8 protein-coding genes are annotated in these 12747 nt (G+C 57.1%); 1 reads left to right on the top strand and 7 read right to left on the bottom strand.

Going from position 1 to position 12747, the window contains the following annotated elements; translation table 11 throughout:
* Positions 1–37: 37 nt before the first annotated feature.
* The 5 genes from dinG to QQF73_RS08830 all read right to left on the bottom strand — a co-directional run bounded on the left by dinG (position 38) and on the right by QQF73_RS08830 (position 7101).
* Positions 38–2242, bottom strand: coding sequence for an ATP-dependent DNA helicase DinG (dinG, locus tag QQF73_RS08850; protein WP_219865820.1), 2205 nt, complete (start codon positions 2240–2242; stop codon positions 38–40).
* Positions 2242–2982, bottom strand: a complete 741-nt coding sequence (locus tag QQF73_RS08845) for a general secretion pathway protein GspB (RefSeq protein WP_219865821.1) — start codon at positions 2980–2982, stop codon at positions 2242–2244. Before QQF73_RS08845 ends, dinG begins: the two co-directional genes overlap by 1 nt.
* 3 nt (positions 2983–2985) lie before the next feature.
* The gene (locus QQF73_RS08840; protein ID WP_219865956.1) at positions 2986–4695 is read right to left on the bottom strand and encodes an ExeA family protein; all 1710 of its coding nucleotides are present in this window, start codon (positions 4693–4695) and stop codon (positions 2986–2988) included.
* Positions 4696–4793: 98 nt separating this feature from the next.
* The gene (locus tag QQF73_RS08835) at positions 4794–6281 is read right to left on the bottom strand and encodes a DUF3336 domain-containing protein (protein ID WP_285367906.1); all 1488 of its coding nucleotides are present in this window, start codon (positions 6279–6281) and stop codon (positions 4794–4796) included.
* A 34-nt stretch (positions 6282–6315) separates the two neighbouring features.
* The gene (locus QQF73_RS08830; protein WP_285367904.1) at positions 6316–7101 is read right to left on the bottom strand and encodes an MlaA family lipoprotein; all 786 of its coding nucleotides are present in this window, start codon (positions 7099–7101) and stop codon (positions 6316–6318) included.
* 93 nt (positions 7102–7194) lie between these two features.
* Between QQF73_RS08830 and QQF73_RS08825 the strand changes: the two genes are divergently transcribed.
* On the top strand, positions 7195–7602 hold the full coding sequence (locus QQF73_RS08825; RefSeq protein WP_219865824.1) for an acyl-CoA thioesterase: 408 nt from the start codon (positions 7195–7197) through the stop codon (positions 7600–7602).
* Between the two features lie 8 nt (positions 7603–7610).
* Here QQF73_RS08825 and QQF73_RS08820 read toward each other — a convergent pair whose 3' ends face one another.
* Together QQF73_RS08820 and hrpA are read right to left on the bottom strand one after the other, a co-directional pair.
* Positions 7611–8732, bottom strand: coding sequence for a beta-ketoacyl-ACP synthase III (locus QQF73_RS08820; protein WP_219865825.1), 1122 nt, complete (start codon positions 8730–8732; stop codon positions 7611–7613).
* 135 nt (positions 8733–8867) lie between these two features.
* On the bottom strand, positions 8868–12728 hold the full coding sequence (gene hrpA, locus QQF73_RS08815; RefSeq protein WP_285367900.1) for an ATP-dependent RNA helicase HrpA: 3861 nt from the start codon (positions 12726–12728) through the stop codon (positions 8868–8870).
* Positions 12729–12747: the final 19 nt, after the last annotated feature.

The following is a 12747-nucleotide window of genomic DNA, read 5'->3' as shown; positions in this document are numbered from 1 at the left end:
GCTCTTTTTTTATGGGCGAGGCACCGGCATCTGCCCGTCAGTACTCAATGATCCGGCGAAATGGCGGAAGCGCATCCAGCAGAAGTTGGCCGTAACGCCTCGCGATGATCCGCCTGTCCAGAATGGTTACCCGGCCGGTGTCCTGTTCGGTCCTGAGCAACCGCCCAACTGCCTGCACCAATTTGATAGAAGCGTCGGGAACGGTAATCTCCATAAATGGATTGCCTCCGCGCTGGGTGACCCACTCGGCCAGGCTCGCCTCAATAGGATCGTCCGGAACCGAGAATGGCAGTCGGGTGATCACAACGTGGTGCAGGTACTTTCCTGGCAGATCGATGCCTTCCGCAAAACTGGCAACGCCGAACAATACGCTGGGCCTGCCCTCATCCACCCGTTTGCAGTGCTGCCGCAACACCTCACCCTTGGCCATATCGTCCTGGGTAATAATCAGATCCGGGTATTCCGGCGCCAGGCCATCACGAACCTGCTGCATCTGGCGCCTGGAAGTAAACAGCACCAGCGTCGCCTTCTCCCCGGCCCACAAATCCGGCAAACGGGTGACCAGTTCGTCAGTAAACGCATTGTCAGTGGGCATAACCGAGATCGCTGGAACTTCGACGGTGGCCATTTCCCCGTATTTGAAGGAGCTGGGGACCACCAGATACCTGCTCGACTCCGGAAGCCCTGCCCGCGCCTTCAACCGATCGAACCTGCCCAGCGCGGTGAGAGTGGCGCTGGTTAATACCGAACCGTAGGCTCGCGACCATAGTCGCGCATACAGAAGGTTATCGGCGAGCACCGGGGAGCTGTAGAGGGTAATGTCCTCGGCGTGGTCCCAGCGCTGCTTCACGGCCCAGCGTGCCGCTGCGGGACTCTTGTAGCCTGTGCGTTGGGGCTCAACCTGCTCCGAACCCTCTGTTGGACTTGTCTCGCCATTGGTCTGCTGGTTCCCGGTCTGCTCACACCAGGCGGTCCAGAGACGAAGCTGTTCCTCGGATCGGCTGTGAAACGCTCCAATCACCGGAAACCAGGCCTCCGCGGTATCTCGATCGATCTCGTGTGCCTTGCGCTCGTCAAAGGCGCCCTGAAGTTCGTCAGCCAGGGAACCAAGATGGCGAGCCAGATTGGCCGTGGCAAGTCGCGTTTCGCCCGCCAGCTCCCCGAGCGCCTCAGGCAACTCTCCTTCCGGATAGCGCCATTGTGCAGTCCGCCGTTCTTCGTTGAACTCCCAGCCGGTATTCTGCTCTGCCTCTTCATAGACCCGGGCCAGCACGAGATCAACGTCCCGCGACGCCGTACTGATGCGGTCGAGCGTCTTGGCCGCCTGAGTCGCCGGCGCCAGATATGGCTGCATCTTCGTCAGTGCCTGCGAGAGCTGTTTTAACCATTGCCGTGTCGAGTTCAGAGGTACCGATGCGGCAAAATGATTCAGCGCCTTGTCAGGCAGGTGGTGCGCCTCATCGAAGATGAACAGCGCGTTTTCCGGTTCGGGCAGGATAGCGCCGCCACCCAGGGCCAGGTCGGCCAAGACAAGATCATGATTGGCGACCACGATGTCTGCATCGTCGAGGTCTTTTCGGGCGTCGAAGAACGCACAGCTGTCAAAGTAGCTGCAATGGCGATTGGTGCACTGGCGGTGATCGGTGGTTACCTGGCGCCAGACATCATCCGGGATCTGCTCCGGCCAGTGGTCCCGGTCACCATCCCACTCCCGCGAGCCATAGCTGGCCAGCATCTCCTCAAAGAACGCCCGCGTGCCCGGCTCTTCACCCTGCGGGCCATCAAGCAGGAACAGCGGCATGGTATCACTGTCGCCATTGCCCTCGTCGTGGAGACGGGCCTCCAGTCTGGACATGCACAAATAGCGGCCGCGGCCTTTGGCGAGGGTCCAGTTGAAATCCATCTTGCTGTGCTTTCGCAGGTCCGGCAGATCCTTCAGAACAATCTGGTCCTGCAGCGCAACGGTGGCAGTGGAAATTACCAGAGTCTTTCCAAGTGCCTTGGCGACCGGTATGGCGGCGATCAGGTAAGCGAGGGTTTTGCCCGTACCTGTGCCAGCCTCGACCACACAGGTCGATGGAGGCGAGGTGCGCTGGCCATCGTTATCCGTGATGTCCCCCATGTAACGGGCGATCTCGGCAATCATCAGACGCTGGCCATAGCGGGCCCGGATTTCCTTGCCCGCCAGTACGTCTCGATAACCCTGTTGAATCTGCTGTTTGATCTCGTCAGTTAACGCCATTAGCGGGGACTCACCCAGTCCCGTACAATCCCCACCCGGAATCGCTGGCCCTGCTTACTGAGAATCACGCCATCCTCGGTAATCCTCTCCACCCGAAGCCCGGAAAAGCTGTCGCCCCTGCGCAGGTAGTTGTTGTTGATCATGACGCGACTGGCGTAGGGATCCGAGGAGTAAATATGGCTGTTGAAGGTCAAATCCGGAACGCTCTTTTGAAAGGAAAGGGGTAACTCGACAAGATGCGGTACCCTGCCAGCCGACATCGAATCTGGCAATACCGGATTGTCCCTGTCCGGACGGGAGGACGGCACGATAATGGTGGGCCGTTCACGAACCGCTTCGTCACTGGTATTGCCCCCACTCTCCGCCAATGCAGTCTCCGGTTGGGCCTCCGGCAAGGCCGGCGCTTCAGTGTCGGCAGGCATCGGGGGCTCAGCTGCAATCTCGTCGGTAACGGTTCGGCCGGATTGCTGCTGTGACGCCTCCCGCTGCGCACTGGCGCTGACCTCATCGCCAGCAGGTGAGACAGGTGGTGACTCCGCGGTGACCGGTGCCAGACGCGGCCAGAAAACCGCAGCAAGCACGGCCGCGTTCAACACCAGGGCAATGGCAATCCAGCCAACCGCCGATAACCGTTTTTTCTTTGGTCGATGGATCAACTGGACCTGATGGCCGAGATCCGGGATCTTGCCCTGCCGACGCTCGGTTTCCGATTTTCTGAGCGCATCAAGTATGTACGACATCGCCTATTGCCCCTCCGGGGACGCCGAAGGAGCAAGCCTGGGCACGTCCGCATCCAGATCATTATTGATCTGGATAATGGTCATGGCCCCTGCAATGCCATCTACGGTCAGCCCCTTGATGCCCTGATACCAACGAACCTGCTCCTCCGTGGACATTCGCTTGATACGTCCATTTTCCGTCACCGACGTGCTATATCTGTCCGCCAGTTCCATCATCTTGGCCCCGAGCCACAACTGCTCAGATCGACTCCCGTTAGCCGGTCCCTCGGACAGAAACTCGGGACGATTCCACAGCACCCGATAGCCACCGAACCAGAAGGGCTCGATACTGGCGAAGGAAACCTCATGTGACCCGTCCGGAAGCCGGATCTCGGCGACCTCACCCTCCAGGCTACTCAGGACCACATACCCGCGATTACCGGAGCCGTCCTGCAGCTCAAGGATGGCGGGACGGTCAAGAAACTCCAGACTACGCCTCGAGCCCTGCCGCTCAAGACAGCCCAGACCATCTTCGAGAGCAAACTGGCACGCAACCGGAAACAATGCGGGACTGTAATCCCGCTCCCAGAGCTTAAACAACGACCGAAATGCATCTGGCAGACTTCGGGATTGTTCCGGGAAGCGAAATGCCTTGGGCTTGCCGGCATCAGCCGATTCCGCAGCCTCGTGCCCGGAGCTTTCCGATTCGGAAACAGGTGGAGCTGTTGGCTCCCCAGGTTCCTCCCGTTCAACGATGCCTGCCTGTATGGCGGACGCAGCCAACTCCGATCGAATGTCGGTAACCGTCACCGGCCAACGATCAACCAGCCAGGCGGTTCCGATCACTGCCACCAATAAAGAGGCGGTCAACATTAAATACCGGGCGGGCTGAACGGCGCCCCCGGACTTGCTGGACGCCGGTGCGGAGAAATCTCCCCGGACCTCCCGCGCAGCGTGTCGTATATGCGTGGCAGTAATTTCGTGCTCCCCCTCGGCATATGCGCCGAGCAGGGCCCGATCACTGATCAGATTGATGAGACGGGGAATCCCCTGGCTTTCCCGATAAAGCTTTGTCACTGCACCGGCGGTGAAAATGTCGCCGCGCATGCCGGCAACACTCAGCCGGTATCGCAAATAGTTGGGGAGTTCAGATTTACCGATTGCGTCCAGATGATATCGGGCGGTGACCCGCTGGTTCAGTTGCCGAAGTTCGGGCAAAGCCAGGATCTGCTGCAACTCGGGCTGACCAAGCAAAACTATCTGCAGCAACTTCTTTTCGGCCGTTTCCAGATTGGTCAACAGTCGCAGTTGCTCAAGCACATCCGCGGAAAGGTTCTGTGCCTCGTCAATCATCAGGACCTTGTGGCGTCCTGCGGCGTGGGCTTGCAGCAAATCCTTGTTGATGAGATCAACCATTTCCCTGACGCTGGCGTTGCCCTTATGAGACACCCCCATCTCACCACAAATCGACGATAGCAGTTCTCGGGCCGACAAACGCGGATTGAGGATCAGGGCTATGTCTACGTGATCCGGCGCATTTTCAATGAAGCATCTGGAAACGGTGGTTTTTCCGGTTCCCACTTCTCCGGTAATGACGATAAAGCCGCCCTGCCCCTGCACACCGTACATCAGGTGCGCCAGTGCTTCCTTGTGGCGTTCACTCAGATACAGGTAACGGGGATCCGGGGCAATGGAAAAGGGGGGTTCCCGAAAGCCGAAGAAGTCGTAGTACATGGGCATCCAGTCTGGTACTCAGGCGTCAGGACCGGCGGCAGTCAACCGATCCCGGCTCTATCGCGGTATCATACCGCCCGCTGAGCTGAGCTGTCATCTCAGGAATCTTCGGAACCCGAATTACTGACCAGCCGAAGCTCCGCGGTACGACGGTTCTGTTGCTTCAGCCGTCTGACACAGCGCTCCAGGGTTTTCGATATCCGGGCGTGAGAGCGTATCATCGAGATCTTGGGCCAGGTCGCACGCTCGCCCGCGAGAATCATCTCTTTCACATAGGCAGGGTCGGGATTCGATAACATCCGCCTATAATCCTTGAGCGAATAAGACGGTGCAATCGTGACATCACCCGAATAGCGTTGGGCCATGATGGTGTAAAACTGACCTGACATCTGTCGCAACAACTCGGGCTTGACGCGCTTGCGCAGGTAATCAAAAACACCCTGCCCATGAAACTGGATTTCCGACTTCAGCAGATGCAACGGCAGGTTGGCGACTGAGAGCTTCTCATCACGCCCGCGATTGGCGAGGAACGGCACGACATGGGGATTGGTCTGGCTGACAATGGTGAAATTAACGTCGTACAGATGCATCAGTCGTTCTATCGGAAGATCGCTTACCACCGAGCCATCCACGAACTTGAGTCGCGGCATGTAGGGCAGCGCATTGCCGTGGATATCCTTCTTCATCAGGGTGACTGGCGGAAAAATACCCGGGACCGCGGCACTGGCGAGCGCGCCACTCCAGACCAACAGATACGGTGAGGTATAACCGCACAACAATCGTGCCTTCTGATGTGCCTGTATGGGCGAAACGCTAACGTTGATGGATCGGCCGGTTCTTTCGTAGGCCTCCTCGAAGGTGTACTCGCCTATATTGGCCCGCAAACAGGATCTTAACTGCTCCTGGTCCATCAGACCGTCACCTCGGACGGCGCTCAGCAACCCGCGCCATTTCCATGCCTTCAGATTATGGTTCTCCGGCACCAGCATTTCCGGAATCTCGGCGTCAGTGTGCACACCAAGAATACCGGCAATAATCGCTCCAATACTGGACCCGGCAATCACCTGAGGCAACAGCCCTTTTTCCCAGAGCGCCTTGATGACACCAAAATGGAACATGCCCAGTGTTGCTCCGCCACTAAGCAGAAGGGTTGGACGACCGTAGCTGGTCAGGGTATCGCGGAAGAACTGAAGCTTGTCGGCCACCGAGAACCCCGGAACCGGGTGATCACACAGGAAATCCAGCGCCTCACAAGCCTGTGTTATGTATTCCTCCACCAGGTGTTTGGTACCGACCTTCGACTGGGTGTAGAGGGCCGGATTCCCCATGTTACCAAGATCATGGTGCAGACCTTCCCGCAGGGCGCGTTTCAGGCGGTCAAAGTCGTTCTGTTGACGATATTGTTTCAGGTTACTGAGGCGCTCATAGATCAGTTCGTAATGATAGAGATCGGAGGCAAAGTCTTCTTTCCACTCAGCTTTGCCCTCAAGGAAATCCAGCTCCAATGCTGCGGCTTTCCAAACTTCGTAGTTCGGTGCTTCGGCGAGCATCTTGCGGAATTTTCGGATCCGTGGGTCCCTGATCACCGATTTTCTCCTTTTCTGTGCGAACCGCGCAGCCTCAGAAATCCTCAAGCATCAGGTCTTCCTCATCGCCGCTGGCAAACGGATCTTCCACCGGCCGGCCATCATTGATGAGAAATTCTCTGCGCTGAAGAAACGCATTACGAACAAATATGTAGCTGTCGCCGGAAATAAAACCCTCGGCGGGGATCAAGTCTGCGCGGGTGTCCACAATCTGAACAGCCCGTGCATAGTAGTTCTCCGGACTTTCGACATTATCCCAAAGCGACGGTAGGACGAAAAGATCAGTGGCAAGACCGCCAAAATGCCGTGGGCTGGAAGGCCCAAGAACAGGAAGCATCAGATAGGGGCCAGATCCGGCTCCCCAGTATCCAAGGGTCTGACCAAAATCCTCCGGACGTTCCGGCAAGTCAAACGATGTCGCAACATCAAAAAAGCCGGCCAGTCCGAAAACCGTGTTATAGGTGAAGCGACCCGCAGCAACAACGGCCGACTCTCCTTTAAGCTGCAACAGACTGTTCGCGAAATTTCGCACTTCCTGCAGATTATTGAAGAAGTTTGTGATGCCACGATCGATGACGTTCGGCGTGAACGTCCGATACGTCTGCGCAACGGGTTTCAAGAACCATTGATCGATGGTTTCGTTAAACCGGAAAACTTTTCGGTTCCAGTTTTCATATGGATCCGAAGGGGTTACGGGCGCAGAACCCTCGGGCGCGGGTTCCTGCATGGCCTGCCCATACACGTTGCCGCTCGAGAGCCCGATCGCCATGGCCATTATCAATAAGAAAAGCGGCCAGCGCCGAGAAAAAAGTTGTCTCATTTTCTGCTCTTGGGTTGTCTAAGTCGTTTCGGTTCGTCGAAAATACCGGCGCTTTTCTTATCATTATTCAAATCATTGCTCTGGAGAGATTCAATGTCAGTACCGGGTAATCATGTCAGCACCCTTACGGTGCCGCTTCGCTGGGGCGACATGGACGCTTACGGCCACGCCAACAATACGGTTTTTTTCCGTTTTTTCGAGGAGGCGCGGATTGTCTGGCTCTCCTCACTGGATCTGGGTGGCCCCGAGGAGCCGACCGGACCTATTATTATAAAGACCAGTGCAACCTTTCTGAAGGAACTGAATCATCCGGCAACAGTGCTGGTGGAAACATACGCTGACAAGGCGGGGAATACCAGTCTGGATACCTACCACGTGATCACAGACGCTGAGACCGGGAATGTATACGCGGAAGGTTACGCCAAGGTGGTCTGGTTCGATCGAAAAACCCGAACCTCGACCCCGCTACCAGACACCCTCAGGGCGCTGGCAGCGGGGTAGGCACGAAATCAACGTCGACGTACAACAACGCTGCCGATCGAATAGCCAGCTCCAAACGAGCATATAACACCGATCTCTCCGGCCTCCAGGTCTTCCTTGTGCTTGTGAAAGGCAATGATCGAGCCAGCTGAACTGGTGTTGGCGTATTCATCGAGAATCACCGGCGCTTCATCCTCTGAGGCGTCACGACCCAGAACCTTTCGGGCAATGAGCTGATTCATATTCAGGTTAGCCTGGTGAAGCCACATGCGGCGCAGGTCCTCTGGCGCCAGCGACAAGCCCTGAAGCTGCTTTTGAATAGTCTCTGCCACCAGCGGAGACACTTCCTTGAAGACCTTTCGGCCCTGCTGAATGAAGAGCTTGTCCGGTTTGCCGATTCCCGATTCATCCGCCCGGTTAAGGAAACCGAAGTTATTACGGATATTGTTCGAGAACTGCGTTTTCAGGCTGGTACCCAGGATTTCAAAGCCCTGACCCGCGGCGGTGTCTTCTTCCCGCTCGACCAGAATGGCGGTACAGGCGTCGCCAAAAATAAAGTGGCTGTCGCGGTCGCGAAAGTTCAGGTGGCCGGAGCAGATCTCCGGACTGACCACAAGTACCGATCGTGCGGCCCCGTTTTCAACGGAGTTGACGGCGGCCTGAAGCCCAAACGTAGCGGAGCTGCATGCCACGTTCATGTCGTAGGCAAATCCGTTAACGCCCAGCGCCTGCTGGACTTCGATGGAAATAGCCGGGTACGCCCGCTGCAGGTTCGAACAGGCAACAATGACGGCGTCCACGTCGTCTGCTGTCTTGCCGGCTTGTTCCAGTGCCTGCTTGCAAGCCGACAACGCCATCTCGCACTGGACCGAGGGCTCATCGTTACTGCGCTCGGGAATAAGTGGAGTCATCCGTTTTGGGTCGAGAATGCCGTCCTTGTTGATAACATGCCGGCGCTTGATGCCCGACGCCTTCTCGATGAAGGCTGAGGAAGAAGGCTGCAATGGGGCCACCTCACCTCGTGCAATGTCATCCGCATGCTCGGAATTGAAAAGCTCAACGTACTGATTAAACGCTTCGACCAGTTCGTCGTTATCGATGGTTTCCGGTGGCGTATAGAGACCGGTCCCGCTAATGACGGCTTTAATCACACTAACCCCACGTCATGGTTGTGAAAACTGAAAACTTGTATGTAACGCTGCCCGAAATACTAACACAGTCTTTGGCGTTTGCCCGCCAGCAAACCGTGCAAAGGGCACCGCATTAGTGCAAGTCGGAGCCAGCCACTACACGCGGGTCAGTTCCCATTGCTTATCCAACCTTTTGACTGAAACGGTCATCGACGTGCCCAGTTGCTGTGCAAAGAAGGACACCCGGAACTCCTCCAGCATCCATCGATAGGTAATCAATTCCGGATCACGGATACCCTGGCGCTGCTGCTCATCCCGTTTGGCAGCATAGCGTGCCCACAAGGGTTCGATGGTGTGCAGGAACTCCCGTTCCCTGCCCAACTCCCTGGGCATCTTCTCGAGCCTGATCATGGCAGCCTCAAAATACCGACCGAATTCACCCAGCCATTCCGACGGCGTGGCGACAAGGAACCCCGGGTAAACCAGATTCTGCAACTGGAACTTGAGGTCGGCCATGCTGTTGGCGAGGGCCAGAGGTATTTTACCCTTCAACTGCTTTGCCACCTTTTGATAACCGGACATGGCTTGATAAAGACGGTCATCCGCTTCTTCAAGGGCCGGAATAAAATCGCCACGATGGTGATCGAAAAGCCTTTCGAAATCGTCCCGGTTCCGGGGCAGCTTTTCTCCCAGGAAATGCTGAATGGCGGTGGCAAGCAGGAGGTCGTCTAGTAACACCTTGGCCTGCCCGACGGGTGCAAACATGAGCGCCGATTGCTTGAACCGGGGCAATTTGCGTTCAAGATCGTCCAGCGTCCTGCCAAATCGGTTCAGTATCAGCCGTGCGATGCCTTTACGCGTGGTGTCTTCGGCAGTCAACCTGTCCAGGCACCGGATCTCGCGAACCGTCTTTCCCAGATCCTCGAGCGCCGGATAAACAGTAACCTGCATTCCACCTTTTTCAGTCTGAACCTGCGCCGGCAGGTCCCCGAACAGCCATTCATCGTGTTCGTGGGCTGCCTCGGTCGCTCCGGAATCGTTGGTTGCCGAGGCCAGGGCCTCTTCGGCCTTACCCTCCAACTGGTCCTGTAGCCGGGATGCCTCCCTACCCTCCGCCATTACTTTGCCGCCGTCTCCCAGGACCCGCAGATTCATCCGCAGGTGGCGGGGCAGTTCGGCATTAGGCCAGGCATCCGGATCAATCTGGACGCCGGTCATGCGCCGGAGCTGTTCCCCCAGTTGCAGAGCCAAGGGCTCGTTGGAGGGTTGAAGGTTGGCAAGCGCTGCATCCACGAAATCGGGTACTGGCACAAAGTTGCGCCGAAGCGATTTGGGCAAGCCCTTAACCAGTGCCACGCACTTCTCTCGAAGCAGCCCTGGCACAAGCCACTCCAGCCGTCGGGACGGAATCTGTTTCAGAGCCATAAGCGGCACCTGCAGGGTAACCCCATCGCGATCACTGGTGGGCTCGAATTCGTAGCTCAGGGGATACCGTACCCCTTCCCACTCAAGATAGTCTGGGTAGAGTTCTCCGGCGCGGGCGTCCACCGGGCGCTGCAGAATGTCTTCCTCGGTCAATTCAAGGCTTTTTAACTGGTCAGCAGAAAGGCCTTTCCACCAACTCTCGAAATGCCGACCACTGACTATGTCTTGGGGTAACCTCTCGTCATAGAAGGCGACCAATGTTTCGTCGTCGACCAACAGATCCCTGCGGCGGGTCTTTTTTTCCAGATTCTCAACGGTGTCCAGCATTTCCCGGTTGCGGGCAATAAATGGTGCCCTGGACTGGTAGTCCCCTTCCACAAGAGCTCGCCGAATAAACAGGTTCCGGCATTCCACAGGGTCTACTTTGCTATAGGCAATGCGACGCTTCGGAACAACGTCCAGGCCATAGAGCGTCACTTTCTCGTAGCCCATCACCTGGGCGCGCTTCTGCTCCCAGTGCGGCTCAAAGTAATGGTGCTTGATGACGTGTTCCGCAAGCGGCTCAATCCATTCCGGCTGGATAGCCGCAACCATGCGGGCAAAGACCCGGCTGGTTTCCACAATTTCAGTGGCTACAATCCATTTGGGCCCCGTTTTGGCCACTTTGGACCCCGGGAAAATCAGCACCTTCCGGTTTCGGGTCGCCAGGTACTCCTTCTTCTCAACTTTTACGGCAACCTGTCCCAGGAGCCCGGCAAGGATCGCCGTGTGAAGCGCCTCGTAACTTGCAGCGTCTTTATTGAAGGCCAGCTTTTGCTCACGGCAAATCAGTGTGAGCTGACGGTGAATGTCCCGCCATTCCCGCATGCGCATCCAGCTAAGAAAATGCTTCTGGCACACTTTCTTCATCTGATTCTGGGATAGTTCCTGGCGTTGTTCTTCGTAGAAGTTCCAGATATTCAGAAGGGTGACAAAGTCCGATTCCTTGTCGTTAAACGGGGCATGGGCCTGGTCTGCGGCCTGCTGTTTTTCCTGGGGGCGTTCGCGCGGGTCCTGAACACTCAGGCCGGCAATGATAATGAGCGTTTCCGCCAGACTGCCGTGCCCGGCTGCCGTAACCAGCATACGGGCCAGGCGTGGATCCAGCGGCAACCTGGCCATGGTCCGCCCCAGCCTGGTGACCCGGCGCTTGTCATCAACCGCACTAAGTTCTTCGAGCAGCTTGTAGCCATCATTAACCTGCCTGCGATCCGGTGACTCGAGGAACGGAAAGTGTCGTATTTCACCCAGTCCGGAGGTAGCCATCTGCAGGATGACGGAGGCAAGATTGGTCCGCAGGATTTCCGGGTCAGTGTACTCCGGCCGATTGATGAAATCGGTCTCGTCGTAGAGCCGGAAACAGATACCCGGGGCAACGCGCCCGCATCGCCCTGCCCGTTGATTGGCACTGGCCTGTGAAATCGGCTCAATCGGGAGCCGCTGAATCTTGGATCGAACACTGTATCGACTGATCCGAGCCACACCGGTATCGATGACATAGCGGATACCCGGTACGGTCAGCGACGTTTCGGCCACGTTGGTCGAGAGAACAAGTCTGCGCCCCTTGTGGGACTGGAAAACCCGATTCTGTTCCTGGTTGCTCAAGCGCGAATACAGCGGCAGGACTTCCGTGTGCTTCAGGTCCACGTGGCGAAGCACCTTGCTGAGCGAGCGTATTTCCCGCTCGCCCGGCAGGAATACCAGAACATCACCCGGCGGCTGCTTCTGGGCACGCTCATGCTGTTCGATCTCATCCAGCGCGCCCAGGACACCATCCGTCCAGCCCTGGTCTCGGTCATCCTCGTCGCCAGTCAAAGGTCGGTAACGAATATCCACCGGGTAGGTCCGGCCGCTGACTTCAATGACGGGCGCCTGATCAAAAAACTCACTGAACCGTTCCACTTCGATGGTGGCGGAGGTGATGATGACTTTAAGGTCTGGACGCTTGGGCAGCAGCTGACGCAGATAACCCAGCAGGAAATCGATGTTCAGGCTTCGTTCGTGAGCTTCGTCGATGATAATCGTGTCGTAGCGATCGAGAAATCGGTCATGCTGGACCTCGGCCAATAGTATGCCGTCGGTCATGACCTTGACCCGGGACTGCTCTGAGGTAGTGTCGGTGAATCGAACCTGGTAACCGATCTGCTGGCCTGTCTGCTCTCCCAGTTCTTCCGCAATTCTGGCTGCAACGCTCCGGGCGGCAATCCTTCGGGGCTGGGTATGGCCAATCAGTCCGCGAATGCCCCGGCCGCTGTTCATGCAGATTTTGGGAATCTGCGTGGTCTTACCCGAACCGGTCTCCCCGGCAATGATGACCACCTGATGCTGTTCGATGGCTTCCCGAATGTCATCGACCCGTTCCGAAACCGGGAGTCCTTCCGGAAATGAGGCGGGCTTGTGCAGCGCGCGGCGTCGCTGCGCTGTCTCAAGCCCCTGACTCAGCCACCGCTCCATCTTCTCCAGATCCTTCGGACCGGGATTTCCCTTACAGCGCGCGACGGCCTTCAAAATTCGGGCCGCCTCCAGCTGGTTGCAGGCGTCCAATTGGCCCATAAAAGCTTTGACTGCTGAC

This window comes from Marinobacter albus (assembly GCF_030238305.1).
Lineage (GTDB): Bacteria > Pseudomonadota > Gammaproteobacteria > Pseudomonadales > Oleiphilaceae > Marinobacter > Marinobacter albus.
Note: the sequence above shows the minus strand (reverse complement) of the source record. Positions and strands in the feature narration are given on the sequence as shown.

Coding starts and splice junctions, on each gene's coding strand:
- QQF73_RS08830 (WP_285367904.1), bottom strand. CDS start 7,101: ATGAGACAACTTTTTTCTCGGCGCTGGCCGCTTTTCTTATTGATAATG.
- dinG (WP_219865820.1), bottom strand. CDS start 2,242: ATGGCGTTAACTGACGAGATCAAACAGCAGATTCAACAGGGTTATCGA.
- QQF73_RS08825 (WP_219865824.1), top strand. CDS start 7,195: ATGTCAGTACCGGGTAATCATGTCAGCACCCTTACGGTGCCGCTTCGC.
- hrpA (WP_285367900.1), bottom strand. CDS start 12,728: ATGGGCCAATTGGACGCCTGCAACCAGCTGGAGGCGGCCCGAATTTTG.
- QQF73_RS08840 (WP_219865956.1), bottom strand. CDS start 4,695: ATGTACTACGACTTCTTCGGCTTTCGGGAACCCCCCTTTTCCATTGCC.
- QQF73_RS08845 (WP_219865821.1), bottom strand. CDS start 2,982: ATGTCGTACATACTTGATGCGCTCAGAAAATCGGAAACCGAGCGTCGG.